Origin of the sequence: Caballeronia sp. Lep1P3 (assembly GCF_022879595.1) — a bacterium.
Lineage (GTDB): Bacteria > Pseudomonadota > Gammaproteobacteria > Burkholderiales > Burkholderiaceae > Caballeronia.
The window spans coordinates 2,750,947-2,767,243 of record NZ_CP084265.1 but is presented as its reverse complement, the minus strand read 5'-3'; the positions used below and the strand labels follow the sequence as shown (position 1 = coordinate 2,767,243).

The following is a 16,297-nucleotide window of genomic DNA, read 5'->3' as shown; positions in this document are numbered from 1 at the left end:
AGGTTCGAGATGGATTGTGTGTTTTGCCGTGAAGACGGCGGCGAAGTGCTCTGGTCGGACGACGCGTTGCGCGTCGTCCTCGCCGATGAGGCGGACTGGCCGGGCTTGTGCCGCGTGATCTGGGGCGCGCATATCGCGGAAATGTCGGATTTATCCGATGCCGACCGCGCGCGGGTGATGAGCGCTGTCAACGGCGTCGAACGCGCGATGCGTCGCGTGCTCGTACCCGAAAAAATCAATCTGGCGAGCCTGGGCAATCAGGTGCCGCACGTCCACTGGCACGTCATTCCGCGCTTTTCCAACGATTCCCGTTTTCCGCTGCCGATCTGGGCGCCGCGTCAGCGCACCGTCTCGGAAGCGCAGCTTTCGAAGCGCCGCGCGCAGGCGACGCTGCTGCGCGAAGCCATCCGCAACGAGCTGAATCAGGCGTTCGGCCAACACTAACCCAAGAGGCAAGGCTCATCATGAGCGGACTGACATCGACGACGCCGATTCCAACCGGCGTCGTTCTGCATTCCAAATCGCGCGTGCTCGAACTGCAATACGGCGAGAGCGAGTCGTATCGCGTGCCGTTCGAACTGCTGCGCGTCTATTCGCCCTCCGCCGAAGTGCAGGGTCACGGGCCGGGCCAGGAAACGCTGCAGACGGGCAAGCGCGAGGTCGGCATTATCGGCGTGGAGCCCGTCGGACATTACGCGCTCCAGTTGAATTTTTCCGACGGCCACAACACCGGCATCTATTCGTGGGACATTCTTTACGATCTCGCGACGCGTCAGGAGCAGCTCTGGCGCGACTATCTCGGCAAGCTCGAAGCCGCCGGCCTCGAGCGCGACGCGCCGATGGCCGCGCAGCCTTCCGGCGGTCATTGCCACTGAAACGAACGACGCGCGGCGTGAAGCCGCATGGCCGGCGCGGCGATTGCGCAGGCTGACAATGAACAACAGGCGAGGAAAGAGCGCTATGAGCAAGACCCACTTCGGATACGAAACGGTCGACGAGCAGGACAAGGCGAAGAAGGTGGCGGGCGTGTTCCACTCCGTCGCGAGCAACTACGACCTGATGAACGACCTGATGTCCGGCGGGCTGCATCGCATCTGGAAGCACTTCACGATCGGGCAGGCGAAGGTGCGCGCCGGTTCCAAGGTGCTGGACATCGCGGGCGGCACGGGCGATCTGGCGATGGCGTTCGCGAAGCAAGCCGGGCCGACCGGCGAAGTGTGGCACACGGACATCAACGAATCGATGCTGCGCGTGGGCCGTGACCGTCTGCTCGACAAGGGCGTGATCACCCCGACGCTTCTGTGCGATGCCGAAAAGATTCCGTTCCCCGATAATTATTTCGATGTGGTGACGGTTGCCTTCGGTCTTCGCAACATGACGCACAAAGAGCGCGCGCTCGCCGACATGCAGCGCGTGCTCAAGCCGGGCGGCCGCCTGCTCGTCCTGGAATTCTCGAAGGTTTGGGAGCCGCTGAAGAAGCCCTACGATATCTACAGTTTCAAGATTTTGCCGTGGCTTGGCGACAAAGTGGCGAAGGACGCAGAGAGCTACCGGTATCTGGCCGAGTCCATTCGCATGCATCCGGACCAGGAAACGCTCAAAACGATGATGGAACAAGCGGGCCTGGATCGAGTCGAATATTACAATTTGTCAGGTGGCGTGGTAGCGTTACACGTCGGGATCAAATTCTGATGTTCCTCTCTCTTAAGGATTCAATATGTCCGATTCGCGCTTACCCCAAACCCGGGGTTTCCTGAGCACGCTTGTCAGGAAGGCCGGAATCTTGACGCTGGCTGGCGTTATCGCGGCTGGCGCACTCTTCGCGGATGACGCAGACGCGCGTCGCATGGGCGGCGGCCGCAGCTTCGGCCGTCAGTCGGCGACGGCCACGCAGCAGCATCAGGCCACGCCGCCGTCGCAGCCCATGTACCCGAGCCAGGCAGCGCAGCCGCAGCGCGCGCAACCCGCGCCCGCCGCGCCGCCTCCGGTTCAGCAACCCGCGCGCAATCGGTGGCTCGGTCCTGTCGCCGGGCTTGCGGCGGGTCTGGGCATCGCGGCGCTGCTGTCGCACTTCGGGCTCGGCGGCGCGTTCGCCGGCGCGATGTTCAATGTGATCATGATCGCGCTCATCGTGCTCGCGGCGGTCATGCTGTTCCGCTTCTTCACGCGCAGGCGTCAGGGCAACTCGACGCCGGCGTACGCGGGCGCGTCGCCGTATGGCGCATCGGCGCGCACGGGGCTGAATCAGGAGCCGCCGCGCGCGTCGCAGCCGACGGGCTTCGGCGCGAATTACATCGACTCGCCCGCCGTGCAAACGCCGGCCAACGTTCCGGCGGGCTTCGACACCGAGGCGTTCGTGCGCAACGCGAAGGTCTACTTCGTGCGCCTCCAGGACGCGTGGGATCGCGGCAACGTCAACGACATTCGCGAATTCACCACGCCCGAAATGTTCGCGGAAGTGAAGCTCGACGTGGACGCGCGCGGCGGCGCGCCGAATCGCACGGATGTCGTCCAATTGAACGCGGACGTGCTGGGCGTCGAGGATCGCGGGAGCGAGTATCTCGCGAGCGTGCGCTTTCACGGGCTGATTCGCGAATCGGAAGGGGCGGCGGCTGAGCCGTTCGTCGAAATCTGGAATCTGTCGAAGCAGAAGGGCGGCAGCGAAGGCTGGCTGCTCGCGGGTATCCAGCAAGTGAGCTGAGGCCGCGCGCCGAAGCGCCGTCCGGTGGCGTGGCGTCCATCAAGAAGTTGCTCCGCGTCGCGGAGCGGGAAGCGCCTAGACCGTAGAATAGAACCCGCGCAAGCGACCGCTTGCACGGGTTTTTTCTTTCAGAGCCGATGACGAACGCACACGAATTCTCCCGTCCTGCTATAGGTTCCGCTACGAAGACCGCGTCCGGTGCGTTCGCGGCGGCGGTCAATCATCTTCTGGTGCGCGAGCCGTGGGCGCGCGAGCGCATCAAGCCGTATGCCGGCAAGTGCGTGAAGCTCTCGTGCGCGCCGTTCACGATCGCGCTCGTCGTTCAGGCGGACGGCCTTTTCGCCGCGACGAGCGAAGCGCACGCCGGCCGGTTCGACGTCGCGATCGCCGTGCCGTTCGATGCACTGCCGGCGTTCCTGCAAGGCGGACAGGCGGCCGTAATGAAGCACGTGCGCATCGACGGCGACGCCGAATTCGCGACGACGCTCGCCAAGCTCGCCGAGCATTTGCGCTGGGATCCGGAAGAAGATTTATCGCGCGTAATCGGCGATGCGCCCGCGCATCGTCTGGGCATCATCGTGCGGACGGTTCAGGAGCAGGCGCAGCGCACGGGCCGCAATCTGGTGGATTCCGTGGCCGAATACTTGCTGGACGAGCGTCCGCAACTGGTGCGTAAAAGCGCCCTCGCGGCGTTCAACGCGGAGTTGTCGCATGCGCGGGATGCGCTCGCGCGCGTCGAGAAGCGCATCGAACGAATCGAACGAATCGAACAGACACAGTCGGACCGCGGCGCTTCAGCGCGGACTGACGGCGAGTCCGTGCGCGACTCGCGCAAATAACGAGCTGAAGCGAATCCCGACCATGCGTTTTCTGCGTTTCCTCAAGATTTTCTTCACGATTGTCCGCTTCGGCCTCGACGAACTGGTCATGAGCGGCATCAACGACCGCCGCGTGCGCTACCTCATGCGCGTGACGACGTTCGGCCGCCGCTTCGATATCGAGCGCGGCATCCGGCTTCGTCTCGCGCTCGAAAGCCTCGGACCGATCTTCGTGAAATTCGGCCAGGTGCTTTCGACGCGGCGCGATCTCTTGCCCGTCGATATCGCCAACGAGCTTGCGAAACTGCAAGACCGCGTGCCGCCATTCGACTCGGGCGTCGCCGTTTCGATCATCGAAAAGTCGCTCGGCGCGCCCATCGAACATCTTTTCGACGACTTCGAGCGCGTGCCGGTGGCGAGCGCGTCCATCGCGCAGGTGCACTTCGCGAAGATCAAGCACGGCGAGCATGCCGGCAAGCCCGTCGCCGTGAAGGTGCTGCGGCCCGGCATGCTGCCCGTGATCGATTCCGACCTCGCGCTTTTGCGCGACATCGCGATCTGGGCCGAGCGTCTCTGGCCGGATGGCAGGCGGCTCAAGCCGCGTGAAGTGGTCGCGGAGTTCGACAAATATCTGCACGACGAACTCGATCTGATGCGCGAGGCGGCCAACGGCAGCCAGTTGCGCCGCAATTTCCTCGGCCTCGATCTGCTGCTCGTGCCCGAGATGTACTGGGACCTGTCTGCGCCTGCCGTGCTGGTCATGGAGCGCATGGTCGGCGTGCCGATCAGTCAGGTCGAGACGCTGCGCGCGGCGGGCGTCGATATTCCGAAGCTCGCGCGCGAAGGCGTCGAGATTTTCTTCACGCAAGTGTTTCGCGACGGCTTCTTCCACGCGGACATGCACCCCGGCAATATCCAGGTGAGTCTCGATCCGGCGACCTTCGGGCGATACATCGCGCTGGATTTCGGCATCGTCGGCGCGTTGTCGGACTTCGATAAGAACTATCTCGCGCAGAACTTCCTCGCGTTTTTCAAGCGCGACTATCACCGCGTCGCGACGCTGCATCTGGAATCCGGCTGGGTGCCGCCGGGCACGCGCGTCGAGGAACTGGAAAGCGCCATCCGCGCGGTCTGCGAGCCGTATTTCGATCGCGCGCTCAAGGACATTTCGCTCGGCCAGGTGCTGATGCGCCTTTTTTCGACGTCGCGCCGCTTCAACGTCGAGATTCAGCCGCAGCTCGTCCTGCTGCAGAAAACGATGCTGAACGTCGAAGGACTCGGCCGGTCGCTCGATCCCGAACTCGATCTGTGGAAGACCGCGAAGCCGTATCTCGAACGCTGGATGAACGAGCAGATCGGCTGGCGCGGCTGGTACGAGCGCTTGCAAATGGAGGCGCCGCAGTGGAGCAAGACGATTCCGCAATTGCCGCGGCTGATTCACCATCTGCTCGCGGAGCACCACGACGCGCCGCGAACCAGCCACGACGACACGATGCGCCAGCTCCTCGCGCAGCAAAAGCGCACGAATCGTCTGCTGACGACGCTGCTCGTCGTCGGCCTGGCCGCGATGGCGGGAGCGGGCGCCGTCATCGCGCAACTGTGGATGGGGCATCCGTGAGCACGTGAGCCGGCGCTTCGATGCCGGCGCGAGGAGAAACGATGAGCGATCCGAACAACGCGCAAGTTCCGTCTTTCGACAACCGCGATCCCAATTCGCCCGGTTTCTGGGACGAGCGCTTCGACGAGGGCTTCACGCCGTGGGATCAGGCGGGCGTGCCGGATGCGTTCGGGTCGTTCGTTGCGACGCTCGCCGGGCCGCGCGCCAAGAACGTGCTGATTCCCGGCTGCGGCAGCGCCTACGAAGCGCGATATCTTGTCGAGCGCGGCGCGAGCGTGCGTGCGATCGATTTCTCGCCGAGCGCGGTCGCGGCGGCGCGGGCGCAACTGGGCGCGCATGCGAACGTCGTCGAAGAGGCCGATTTCTTCGCCTATCAGCCGCCTTTCACGCCGGACTGGATCTACGAGCGGGCATTTCTGTGCGCGCTGCCAAAAGCGCGCTGGGCCGACTATGCAACGCGCATGGCCGCGCTGCTGCAGCCGGGCGCGCTGCTCGCCGGCTTCTTTTTCATCGGCGCGACGCCCAAAGGCCCGCCGTTCGGCATCGAGCGCGGCGAACTCGATGCACTGCTCGCGCGCGATTTCGAATTGATCGAGGACCGCGAAGTGAGCGGCTCGATTCCGGTTTTCGCTGGCCGGGAGCGCTGGATGACCTGGCGGCGCGCTTGAATTCGTCGCCTTCGCCCTCATCTATCGACATTGCCGCAGCGTTCGTGCGTGCCCGAAAAGCGCGGGTCGAATGCGGTTTGCGGCTATAATTCAAGGCTTTGCAAGCGTCGACTGATCATTGTAGGAAGAGTGCCATGCCGATTTACGCATACCGCTGCGCATCCTGCGGCCACGAAAAAGACGTGCTCCAAAAGTTGAGCGACGCACCGCTCACGCAATGTCCCGCCTGCGGAAAAGACGCGTTTTCCAAGCAAGTCACCGCGGCAGGTTTCCAGTTGAAGGGCTCCGGCTGGTATGTCACCGATTTCCGCGGCGGCAGCAACAACGGAGCGCCGGCGGCGAAGCCGGGCGAGAGCGCCCCGTCTGCCTCAGGCAATTCGAATTCCGGCGATAGCGCGAGCGCAGGCGGCGCGGCATCGTCCGATGCGCCGAAGACCGAAAGCGCCGCACCCGCCGCTGGCGCGTCGGCTCCGGCAGCGCCTTCGAGCGCGGCCTGAAGGGCGATAGCGACGCATATCGGACCGAAGGCGCGGGTTCGGGCCGCAAGGCACCGCGCCCGCTCCCGTTCGTTGATCCGCCTGTCAGCCACCGCGCGATGATCGCGCGTCGATCACGGCCAACCCGACGCCCGTCACCCTAGCGACCACAACGTGACCACGAAAAAGACTACGCTGAAAACCGTGTTCCTCACCGGCCTCCTCGTGCTGGTGCCGCTTGCCATCACGCTGTGGGTGCTCGGCCTCGTGATCGGGACCATGGATCAGACGCTGCTCCTTTTGCCGTCCGCATGGCAGCCGGAGCGCTTCTTCGGTTTCCATCTGCCGGGCCTGGGCGCTGTGCTGACGCTCGCGTTCATCTTCGTCGTCGGGCTGTTCACGCAGAATTTCGTCGGGCAGAAGCTCGTCGGCTGGTGGGACGCCATCCTTCGCCACATTCCGGTCGTCGGCCCGCTCTACACGAGCGTCAAGCAGGTGTCGGACACGCTGCTTTCGTCGAGCGGCAATGCGTTTCGCAAGGCGCTGCTAATCGAATATCCGCGCAAGGGCTCGTACACGATCGGGTTTTTGACCGGCATTCCCGGCGGCGACGTGCTAAACCATCTGAAGGAAGACCATGTGAGCGTCTATGTGCCGACGACGCCCAACCCCACATCCGGCTTCTTTCTGATGATGCCAAAAAGCGAAGTCGTCGAACTGGACATGACCGTCGACGCCGCACTGAAGTACATCGTTTCGATGGGCGTGGTTGCCCCCGCTCCGAGCGTGCCGCTGTCGGCGGTCGCGCCCGCCCGCCGCCCCACCGAACCGCCGATGTAATGCCGGCGCGCGCGCAGCGAATCGGGCCGACGAGAGCACCGATCCGCGCGCGAGCCGTTGATCAACGAACAACGAAAGACACAACATCATGTCGATGCGATCTGAATACTGCGGTCTGGTGACCGAAGCCCAACTGGGCCAAACCGTCTCGCTGTGCGGCTGGGTGCATCGCCGCCGCGACCACGGGGGCGTTATCTTCATCGACTTGCGAGATCGCGAAGGGCTCGTGCAGGTCGTCTGCGATCCGGATCGCGCCGAGATGTTCAAGGTGGCCGAGGGCGTGCGCAACGAGTTCTGCGTGCGCGTGGTCGGTGTCGTGCGCGGCCGTCCCGAGGGCACGGTCAACGCCAATCTGACGAGCGGCAAGATCGAAGTGCTGTGTCACGAACTCACGGTGCTGAACGCGTCGGTGACGCCGCCGTTCCAGCTCGACGACGACAACCTCTCCGAAACCACGCGCCTCACGCATCGCGTGCTGGACCTGCGCCGTCCGCAGATGCAGAAGAACCTGCGCCTGCGTTATCGCGTGGCGATGGAAGTGCGCAAGTATCTGGACGCAGAAGGCTTTATCGACATCGAAACGCCGATGCTCACGAAGAGCACGCCGGAAGGCGCGCGCGATTATCTCGTGCCGTCGCGCGTGAATGCCGGGCAGTTCTTCGCGCTGCCGCAATCGCCGCAACTGTTCAAGCAATTGTTGATGGTCGCGAACTTCGACCGTTACTACCAGATCACCAAGTGCTTCCGCGACGAAGACCTGCGCGCGGACCGTCAGCCGGAATTCACGCAGATCGACTGCGAAACGTCGTTCCTGACCGAGCAGGAAATCCGCGATCTGTTCGAAAACATGATCCGTCATGTGTTCAAGGAAACGATGGACGTGGCGCTGCCCGAGAAATTCCCGGTCATGCTGTATTCGGAAGCGATGCGCCGCTTCGGTTCGGACAAGCCCGACCTGCGCGTCAAGCTGGAATTCGCCGACCTGACCGACGCCGTTCGCGACGTCGACTTCAAGGTGTTCAGCATGCCGGCGAACTCGAAGGACGGCCGCGTCGCTGCGCTGCGCGTGCCGAAGGGCGGCGAGCTGTCGCGCGGGGATATCGACGGCTACACGGAATTCGTGCGCATCTACGGCGCGAAGGGCCTGGCGTGGATCAAGGTCAATGACAAGACGAAGGGCCGCGACGGTCTGCAAAGCCCGATCGTCAAGAATCTGCATGACGCGGCGGTCGCGGCGATCATGGAGCGCACCGGCGCGGAAGACGGCGACATCATTTTCTTCGCGGCGGATCGCGCGAAGGTCGTGAACGACAGCCTCGGCGCGCTGCGCCTGAAGATCGGCCATTCGGAGTTCGGCAAGGCGAACGGCCTCATCGAAACCGGCTGGAAGCCGCTGTGGGTCATCGACTTCCCGATGTTCGAGTACGACGAGGAAGAGAACCGCCACGTCGCCGCGCATCACCCGTTCACGAGCCCGAAGGACGAGCACCTCGAATACCTCGAAACCGATCCGGGCCGCTGTCTCGCGAAGGCCTACGACATGGTGCTGAACGGCTGGGAAATCGGCGGCGGGTCGGTGCGTATCTTCCAGGAAGACGTGCAGAGCAAGGTGTTCCGCGCGCTGAAGATCGGCGCGGAAGAAGCGCGTCTCAAGTTCGGCTTCCTGCTCGACGCGCTGCAGTACGGCGCGCCGCCGCACGGCGGTATCGCGTTCGGTCTGGACCGCATCGTCACGCTGATGTCGGGCGCCGATTCGATCCGCGACGTGATCGCCTTCCCGAAGACGCAGCGCGCGCAAGACCTGCTCACGCAAGCGCCGAGTGAAGTCGACGAGCGCCAGTTGCGCGAACTGCATATCCGTCTGCGTCAGCCCGAACAGAAGACGCAATAAGCGTCGATATTGTTGTGAAGAAAAAGGCGCCGAGTGCGCCTTTTTCGCTTTTTGCGTTACAGTCTTTGACGCAAACAGACGACACGCACGCTCACATGGTCATGCAGAAGCCACCCAAAATTCCCGAGTCGGTGTTGGTCGTGATTCATACGCCGGACCTCGACGTGCTGATCATCGAGCGGGCGGATCATCCGGGCTTCTGGCAGTCGGTGACGGGTTCGAAGGACCGCATCGACGAGCCGCTGGAAGAAACGGCCGCGCGCGAAGTGCAGGAAGAGACGGGCATTGTCGTCGGCAGTCCGCTCGTGCCGCAGGGCGCGCTTCTGAACTGGCATCACAGCATTGAGTACGAGATTTATCCGCAGTGGCGGCACCGTTACGCCGAAGGTATCACGCACAACACCGAACACCAGTTCAGCCTGTGCGTGCCGCACTGTCTGGAAGTGACGCTCGCGCCGCGCGAACACACGTCGCATCTCTGGCTGCCGTTGCGCGAAGCCGCCGACCGGTGTTTCTCGTGGTCCAACCGCGAAGCGATCCTGCAATTGCCCGAGCGCCTCGCGGCGCATAGCCGATGATCTTTGTGCGTCCGCGGCGCAGCTTCAAGCGACTGCGTGAAGCGCTTTTTTCCGGACGGCGCCCGCCGCGCTTTTGCTTCACCGCGGGCAACGACGTCCGGATATTCCAGGGCGGCGTCGAGTTCTTTCCGGCGCTCATCGGCCGCATCGACAACGCGCGGACTTCCGTTTCGCTCGAAACCTACATCTTCGCCAACGACGACATCGGCCGCGCCATCTCCGATGCGCTCGTGCGCGCGGCCACGCGCGGCGTCGTCGTGCGCGTGATCACCGATGGCATCGGCACGGCGGGCGATCTGCCGATGTTCGCGCAGTGGAAGGAAGGCGGCGTCGATCATCGAATTTACAATCCGCATCTGCTGTTCGGGCCACTGGGCTTTTCGCGCACGCACCGCAAGCTCGCGCTGATCGACGACACTTACGCGTTCTGCGGCGGCATCAATATCGTCGACGACTACGACCAGAATGGCACGCGCCTCACGGAGCCGCGCTGGGACTTCGCGATGGAAGCGCAAGGGCCGGTTGTCAAGGACGTACGCGACGCGTTCGAGCTTCAGTGGGAGCGCATCCGGCTCGGCGTGAAACCGCGCGAGCCGCGTCGGTCGAACTGCGAAGCGGACGCCGAGCCGCCAAAGAACCGCTGGAGCTCGCGGCGCGCGCTGCGTGCGCGGCGCCGCGCGCGGCTCGGCGAGATTCACGCGGTCGATCAGCCTTGCGTCGCGTTCGTCGCGCGCGACAGTCTGCTGAACCGGCGCGCCATCGAAAAGGCGTATCTGCGCGCGATGGCGCACGCCGAGCGCGAAGTGCTGCTCGCCAATCCCTACTTCATGCCGGGCCGCAAACTGCGGCGCGCGCTCGTCTACGCGGCGCGGCGCGGCGTGCGCGTGTCGCTCGTGATCGGGCGCAAGGAGTTCGTCGCGCTCGATTACGCCACGCCTTTTCTCTACGGCAACCTGCTCAAGCACGGCGTGCGCATCGCCGAATACGAGAAAACGATGTTGCACGGCAAGGTCGCTGTCGTGGACGCGGACTGGGCGACCATCGGCTCATCGAACCTCGACGCGCTGTCGCTCGTCCTCAACAACGAGGCCAACATGGTCCTCGTCAATCACCCGGAAATCGCCCAATTGCACGACGCCATTCTCCAGGCCTTCGACGAAGGCCGCCCGATCGACGAAAAACACTATGCGTCGCGGCCTGTGACGGAGCGAATTCTGAGCTGGCTTGCGTACAACTCGTATCGCGTGATGATGAAGATGATCACCATCGGACAGTACGATTGACGGGCCTATTGACGGCCAAATGACGGCCCAATTACTGCTGATTTGTCCACATACCTGCTAAACGTCAAGCAATGCTCCCAGAAAATGGGAACCCGGGCAGTCACTGAGAGGCAGTGCAATCCTAAAAAGCGACAATGGGACGGGCAATATTGAGACTTATGCTATTGACTGCGAGAGCGGTTTAGAAACGAGTTTCTAATAAATTGCTTGTTTCGGCAGCGGGCGGCCACAATAATAGAACGGCCGTTCGTTTTCAATGGGGTCACGAGAGGACGGTAAGGATCATGCGAAAAGGCGAACAGACGCGGGCCGCGATTCTCGACGCAGCGTTGGATCTGGCGAGCCGCGACGGGCTGGAGGGACTCACCATCGGCCTTCTGGCCGAGCGGATGCAGATGAGCAAGAGCGGGGTCTTCGCGCATTTCGGCTCGCGCGAGGACTTGCAGGTGGAAGTGGTGCGCGAGTACCACCGCCGGTTCGAGGACGAAGTGTTTTTCCCGAGTCTGCGCGAGGCGCGCGGCCTGCCGCGATTGCGGGCCATGATGAGCCGCTGGATGGAAAAGCGCATCGAGGAAGTGACCACCGGCTGCATCTATATCAGCGGCGCAGTGGAGTATGACGACCGGGCGGCGAGCGCGGTGCGCGAGCAACTCGTCAGCAGCGTGACCACCTGGCGCGAGGCGCTTTTGCGGGCGATACGCCAGTCGAAGGAAGAAGGGCATCTGAAAGCGGACACGGACCCGCAACTGATGCTCTTCGAGTTGTACAGCTTTACGCTCGGCCTGCATCACGACGCGCGCTTCCTGCATTTGCCCGGAGCGGTGCAACTGATGCGGGACGCGCTGGAAAAGACGATCGTTTCATATCAGGCGTCGGACTCGTCTGGCGATGGCAGCGCGCGCGAAGTCGGCGAGCCTGGCCCGCACGCAGCCGCGAGTGCGACCACGAATTTAACTTCGCATCAAACCGGCAGCCGTTAGCGGCGCCGATCGAATCGTCCCAAGGGTTCGACGGCGCGCAACACAAGCTGGAAGAAACTGGAGAGACTCATGGGACAGTACGCCGCCCCTTTGCGCGACATGCAGTTCGTGCTGCACGAACTGCTAAACGTCGAAGCCGAACTGAAGCGCATGCCGAAGCATGCCGAGCTGGACGCGGACACCATCAATCAGGTGCTCGAGGAAGCCGGCAAGTTCTGCTCCGAAGTCGTGTTCCCGCTTAACCAGAGCGGCGACCGCGAGGGCTGCACGTATGAAGGCGACGGCGTCGTTAAGACGCCGTCGGGCTTCAGGGAGGCGTATCGCCAATATGTGGAGGCGGGCTGGCCCGCGCTCGGCTGCGATCCCGAATATGGCGGGCAAGGGCTGCCCGCGTTCGTCAACAACGCGCTCTACGAGATGCTGAATTCGGCGAATCAGGCCTGGACGATGTACCCGGGCCTGTCGCACGGCGCATACGAGTGCCTGCACGCGCATGGCACGCCGGAGCAGAAATCGGTTTATCTGCCGAAGCTCGTCGAGGGCGTGTGGACCGGTACGATGTGCCTGACCGAGCCGCAGTGCGGCACCGACCTCGGCATTCTGCGCACGAAGGCCGAACCCAATTCCGACGGTTCTTACGCGCTCACCGGCACGAAGATTTTCATCTCGAGCGGCGAGCACGACATGGCCGAGAACATCGTCCATCTGGTGCTCGCGCGTCTGCCGGGCGCGCCGGCGGGCACGAAGGGCATTTCGCTTTTCATCGTGCCGAAATTCGTGCCGGACGCGAGCGGCGCGCCGGGCGAACGCAACGGCATCAAGTGCGGCTCGATCGAGCACAAGATGGGAATCCACGGCAACGCGACGTGCGTGATGAATCTGGACGGCGCGAAGGGCTGGCTCGTCGGCGAGGCGAACAAGGGCTTGAATGCCATGTTCGTGATGATGAACGCGGCGCGCCTGGGCGTCGGCATGCAGGGCCTCGGGCTGACGGAAGTCGCGTATCAGAACTCGCTCGCCTACGCGAAAGAGCGCTTGCAGATGCGCTCGCTCACGGGTCCGAAGGCGCCGGACAAGCCTGCCGATCCGATCATCGTGCATCCGGACGTGCGTCGCATGCTGCTCACGCAGAAAGCGTATGCCGAAGCCGGCCGCGCATTCGCGTATTGGGCGGCGCTCAATATCGACAAGGAGCTGTCGCACGAAGACGAAACGGTGCGCCGTGAGGCGGCGGATTTCGTTGCGCTTCTGACGCCGGTGATCAAGGCGTTCCTGACGGATAACGCATTCGAGGGCACCAATCTCGCGATGCAGATTTACGGCGGCCACGGCTTCATTTCCGAATGGGGCATGGAGCAATATGTCCGCGATGCGCGCATCAACATGATTTACGAGGGTACGAATTCGATTCAGGCGCTGGACCTGCTCGGCCGCAAGATTCTCGGCGACATGGGCGCGAAGCTGAAGCGCTTCGGCAAGCTCGTGACGGATTTCGTCGAAGAGGAAGGCGTCAAGCCGGAGATGCAGGAGTTCATCAATCCGCTCGCGGATATCGGCGATAAGGTGCAGAAACTCACGATGGAAATCGGCATGAAGGCGATGCAGAACCCCGACGAAGTGGGCGCTGCCGCTGTGCCTTATTTGCGCACCGTCGGGCATCTGGTGTTTTCGTATTTCTGGGCGCGGATGGCGCGGATCGCGCTCGATCATCGCGATTCCGGCGATGCGTTCTATGCCGCGAAGCTCGCTACTGCGCGGTTTTATTTCGCCAAGTTGTTGCCGGAGACGGCTTCTTGTATTCGCGCTGCGCGCGCGGGCGTTGGGGTGTTGATGGAATTTGATGAGGGGTGGTTTTAAGTTTTTGCGCTGCGTGAATTCGTGTCGGTTTATTAGGCTGCCCCGCACAGGGGCAACGCCAATAGACCGACACGAAAAAAAGCACCAAAAAAGAGAAACCCCAACCAATCGCGCCGCTAGCAAAAAAACCCCAAAACCGGAGGCAACAAATTGAGCACCCTGAACATCCGCAAAGTCGCCGTGCTCGGCGCCGGCGTAATGGGCGCGCAGATCGCCGCACATCTGATCAACGCCCGCGTGCCGGTCCTGCTATTCGATCTTCCCGCGAAGGAAGGCGCAAAGAACGCCATCGCGATAAAGGCGATCGAGAATCTGAAAAAGCTCTCGCCCGCGCCGCTAGGCATCAAGGACGACGCACACCACATCGAGCCCGCCAACTACGACGACGACATCGCGAAGCTCGCCGAATGCGATCTCGTCATCGAAGCGATCGCCGAGCGCATGGACTGGAAGCACGATCTCTACAAGAAAGTCGCGCCGCATATCGCGCCGCACGCCATCTTCGCGAGCAATACGTCGGGTCTGTCCATTAGCGAGTTGTCGAACGGCTTCTCCGACGAACTCAAGGCGCGTTTCTGCGGCGTGCATTTCTTCAATCCGCCGCGCTATATGCATCTCGTTGAACTCATTCCGACGCGCGATACCAAGCCCGAGATTCTCGACCAGCTCGAAACCTTCCTGACGAGCGTCATCGGAAAAGGCGTCGTGCGCGCGAAAGACACGCCGAATTTCATCGCGAATCGCGTCGGCGTGTTCTCGATTCTCGCGGTCATCGCCGAAGCCGAGAAGTTCGGCCTGCGGTTCGACGAAGTCGACGATCTCACCGGCGCGCGCCTCGGCCGCGCGAAGTCCGCGACGTTCCGCACCGCCGATGTCGTCGGTCTCGACACGATGGCGCACGTCATCAAGACCATGCAGGACAACCTGCCGGACGACCCGTTCTTCGACATCTACAAGACGCCGCCCGTGCTCGCAGAACTGGTGAAAAACGGCGCGCTCGGCCAGAAATCCGGCGCGGGCTTTTATCGCAAGGAAGGCCGCGCGATCAAGGTGCTCGACCCGAAGACCGCGCAATACGTCGATGGCGGCGCGAAAGCCGACGAACTCGTCGGGCGCATTCTCAAGCGGGCGCCCGCCGAGCGCTTCAAGCTCCTGCGCGAGACCGACAACAAGCAGGCGCAGTTTCTCTGGGCGATCTTCCGCGACGTGTTCCATTACATCGCGGTGCATCTCGAATCGATCGCGGATAACGCGCGCGATGTCGATCTCGCGATTCGCTGGGGCTTCGGCTGGAATCAGGGGCCGTTCGAAAGCTGGCAGGCCGCGGGCTGGCAGCAGATCGCGAAATGGGTGCAGGAAGACATCGACGCTGGCCGCGCGCTCTCGAACGCGCCGCTGCCCGCGTGGGTTCTGGATGGCCCCGTCGCGGAAAAAGGCGTGCACACGGACGAAGGATCGTGGTCGCCCGCCGCGCGCCGCTACGAGCCGCGCTCGACGTTGCCCGTCTACGCAAAGCAGGTGTTCCGCGCGCCGCTCGTCGGCGAGACGGGCGCCGATCCGAAGACTTACGGCAAGACGCTCTTCGAAACGGACAGCGTGCGCGCCTGGCTGGACCGCGACGGCGCCGATGTCGTGATCGTCTCGTTCAAGACGAAGATGAACACCATCGGCCCCGGCGTGCTCGACGGTCTCACGCAAGCCATCGAACTCGCGGAGAAGGAATATCGCGGCGTCGTCATCTGGCAGCCGACTTCGCTCACGCTCGGCGCGCCGGGCGGTCCGTTCTCGGCGGGCGCGAATCTCGAGGAAGCGATGCCCGCGTTCATGATGGGCGGCGCGAAAGGCATCGAGCCGTTCGTGAGGAAATTCCAGCAAGGCATGCTGCGCGTGAAGTACGCCAGCGTGCCGGTCGTGGCGGCGGTATCGGGCATCGCGCTCGGCGGCGGCTGCGAGTTGCTGCTGCATTCGGCCAAGCGCGTCGCGCACGTCGAAAGCTATATCGGGCTCGTCGAAGTGGGCGTCGGTCTCGTGCCGGCGGGTGGCGGTCTCAAGGAAGCGGCGTTGCGCGCGGCCGAAGCCGCGAGCGCCGTCAACGCGACAAACGACCTGCTCAAGTTCCTGCAGAAGCCGTTCGAGAACGCGGCGATGGCGAAAGTCTCCGGCTCCGCGCTCGACGCGCGCGCGATGGGCTATCTGAAGCCGTCGGACACGATCGTCTTCAACGTGCATGAACTGCTCGACATCGCGACGAAGGAAGCGCGCGCGCTCGCGGACGCCGGCTACCGGGCGCCGTTGCGCGCAAAGCAGATTCCGGTCGCGGGCCGGTCCGCGCTTTCGACGATCAAGGCGTCGCTCGTCAACATGCGCGATGGCCGCTTCATCAGCGAGCACGATTTCCTGATCGCGAGCCGCATCGCGGAAGTGGTGTGCGGCGGCGACGTGGAAGGAGGAAGTCTCGTCGACGAGGAATGGCTGCTCGCGCTCGAGCGCCGCGCGTTCGTCGAACTGCTCGCCACGCAGAAGACGCAGGAACGGATCATGGGCATGCTGCAGACCGGCAAGCCGGTGCGCAACTAAAACGCGGAGC

Annotated in this window: 15 protein-coding genes; all 15 read left to right on the top strand. The window is 63.3% G+C overall.

What is annotated here, in order from left to right; genetic code table 11:
* Positions 1–9: 9 nt before the first annotated feature.
* The 15 genes from LDZ27_RS12945 to LDZ27_RS12875 all read left to right on the top strand — a co-directional run bounded on the left by LDZ27_RS12945 (position 10) and on the right by LDZ27_RS12875 (position 16,287).
* A complete protein-coding gene (locus LDZ27_RS12945; protein ID WP_244814467.1) occupies positions 10–444 on the top strand; it encodes an HIT family protein in 435 nt (144 codons plus the stop codon).
* A 20-nt stretch (positions 445–464) separates the two neighbouring features.
* Positions 465–875, top strand: coding sequence for a gamma-butyrobetaine hydroxylase-like domain-containing protein (locus LDZ27_RS12940; RefSeq protein WP_244814466.1), 411 nt, complete (start codon positions 465–467; stop codon positions 873–875).
* Positions 876–960: 85 nt separating this feature from the next.
* Entirely contained in the window at positions 961–1,692 is a 732-nt protein-coding gene (gene ubiE, locus LDZ27_RS12935; protein WP_244814465.1) for a bifunctional demethylmenaquinone methyltransferase/2-methoxy-6-polyprenyl-1,4-benzoquinol methylase UbiE, read from the top strand.
* 25 nt (positions 1,693–1,717) lie between these two features.
* The gene (locus tag LDZ27_RS12930) at positions 1,718–2,701 is read left to right on the top strand and encodes a Tim44 domain-containing protein (RefSeq protein WP_244814464.1); all 984 of its coding nucleotides are present in this window, start codon (positions 1,718–1,720) and stop codon (positions 2,699–2,701) included.
* 137 nt (positions 2,702–2,838) lie between these two features.
* A complete protein-coding gene (locus LDZ27_RS12925; RefSeq protein WP_244814463.1) occupies positions 2,839–3,540 on the top strand; it encodes an SCP2 domain-containing protein in 702 nt (233 codons plus the stop codon).
* 22 nt (positions 3,541–3,562) lie between these two features.
* A complete protein-coding gene (gene ubiB / locus LDZ27_RS12920; RefSeq protein WP_244814462.1) occupies positions 3,563–5,137 on the top strand; it encodes a ubiquinone biosynthesis regulatory protein kinase UbiB in 1,575 nt (524 codons plus the stop codon).
* 41 nt (positions 5,138–5,178) lie between these two features.
* Positions 5,179–5,805, top strand: a complete 627-nt coding sequence (locus LDZ27_RS12915; protein WP_244814461.1) for a methyltransferase — start codon at positions 5,179–5,181, stop codon at positions 5,803–5,805.
* 134 nt (positions 5,806–5,939) lie between these two features.
* Positions 5,940–6,302, top strand: coding sequence for an FmdB family zinc ribbon protein (locus tag LDZ27_RS12910; RefSeq protein ID WP_244816143.1), 363 nt, complete (start codon positions 5,940–5,942; stop codon positions 6,300–6,302).
* Between the two features lie 153 nt (positions 6,303–6,455).
* A complete protein-coding gene (locus tag LDZ27_RS12905; protein WP_244814460.1) occupies positions 6,456–7,121 on the top strand; it encodes a DUF502 domain-containing protein in 666 nt (221 codons plus the stop codon).
* 88 nt (positions 7,122–7,209) lie between these two features.
* A complete protein-coding gene (aspS, locus tag LDZ27_RS12900; RefSeq protein WP_244814459.1) occupies positions 7,210–9,012 on the top strand; it encodes an aspartate--tRNA ligase in 1,803 nt (600 codons plus the stop codon).
* Positions 9,013–9,113: 101 nt separating this feature from the next.
* Positions 9,114–9,590, top strand: a complete 477-nt coding sequence (nudB, locus tag LDZ27_RS12895; protein WP_244814458.1) for a dihydroneopterin triphosphate diphosphatase — start codon at positions 9,114–9,116, stop codon at positions 9,588–9,590.
* On the top strand, positions 9,587–10,873 hold the full coding sequence (locus tag LDZ27_RS12890) for a phosphatidylserine/phosphatidylglycerophosphate/cardiolipin synthase family protein (protein WP_244814457.1): 1,287 nt from the start codon (positions 9,587–9,589) through the stop codon (positions 10,871–10,873). Before nudB ends, LDZ27_RS12890 begins: the two co-directional genes overlap by 4 nt.
* A gap of 284 nt (positions 10,874–11,157) precedes the next feature.
* A complete protein-coding gene (locus tag LDZ27_RS12885) occupies positions 11,158–11,853 on the top strand; it encodes a TetR/AcrR family transcriptional regulator (RefSeq protein ID WP_244814456.1) in 696 nt (231 codons plus the stop codon).
* A gap of 69 nt (positions 11,854–11,922) precedes the next feature.
* A complete protein-coding gene (locus LDZ27_RS12880; protein WP_244814455.1) occupies positions 11,923–13,710 on the top strand; it encodes an acyl-CoA dehydrogenase C-terminal domain-containing protein in 1,788 nt (595 codons plus the stop codon).
* Between the two features lie 150 nt (positions 13,711–13,860).
* The gene (locus LDZ27_RS12875) at positions 13,861–16,287 is read left to right on the top strand and encodes a 3-hydroxyacyl-CoA dehydrogenase/enoyl-CoA hydratase family protein (protein WP_244814454.1); all 2,427 of its coding nucleotides are present in this window, start codon (positions 13,861–13,863) and stop codon (positions 16,285–16,287) included.
* Positions 16,288–16,297: the final 10 nt, after the last annotated feature.

Coding starts and splice junctions, on each gene's coding strand:
- LDZ27_RS12945 (WP_244814467.1), top strand. CDS start 10: ATGGATTGTGTGTTTTGCCGTGAAGACGGCGGCGAAGTGCTCTGGTCG.
- LDZ27_RS12940 (WP_244814466.1), top strand. CDS start 465: ATGAGCGGACTGACATCGACGACGCCGATTCCAACCGGCGTCGTTCTG.
- ubiE (WP_244814465.1), top strand. CDS start 961: ATGAGCAAGACCCACTTCGGATACGAAACGGTCGACGAGCAGGACAAG.
- LDZ27_RS12930 (WP_244814464.1), top strand. CDS start 1,718: ATGTCCGATTCGCGCTTACCCCAAACCCGGGGTTTCCTGAGCACGCTT.
- LDZ27_RS12925 (WP_244814463.1), top strand. CDS start 2,839: ATGACGAACGCACACGAATTCTCCCGTCCTGCTATAGGTTCCGCTACG.
- ubiB (WP_244814462.1), top strand. CDS start 3,563: ATGCGTTTTCTGCGTTTCCTCAAGATTTTCTTCACGATTGTCCGCTTC.
- LDZ27_RS12915 (WP_244814461.1), top strand. CDS start 5,179: ATGAGCGATCCGAACAACGCGCAAGTTCCGTCTTTCGACAACCGCGAT.
- LDZ27_RS12910 (WP_244816143.1), top strand. CDS start 5,940: ATGCCGATTTACGCATACCGCTGCGCATCCTGCGGCCACGAAAAAGAC.
- aspS (WP_244814459.1), top strand. CDS start 7,210: ATGTCGATGCGATCTGAATACTGCGGTCTGGTGACCGAAGCCCAACTG.
- nudB (WP_244814458.1), top strand. CDS start 9,114: ATGCAGAAGCCACCCAAAATTCCCGAGTCGGTGTTGGTCGTGATTCAT.
- LDZ27_RS12890 (WP_244814457.1), top strand. CDS start 9,587: ATGATCTTTGTGCGTCCGCGGCGCAGCTTCAAGCGACTGCGTGAAGCG.
- LDZ27_RS12885 (WP_244814456.1), top strand. CDS start 11,158: ATGCGAAAAGGCGAACAGACGCGGGCCGCGATTCTCGACGCAGCGTTG.
- LDZ27_RS12880 (WP_244814455.1), top strand. CDS start 11,923: ATGGGACAGTACGCCGCCCCTTTGCGCGACATGCAGTTCGTGCTGCAC.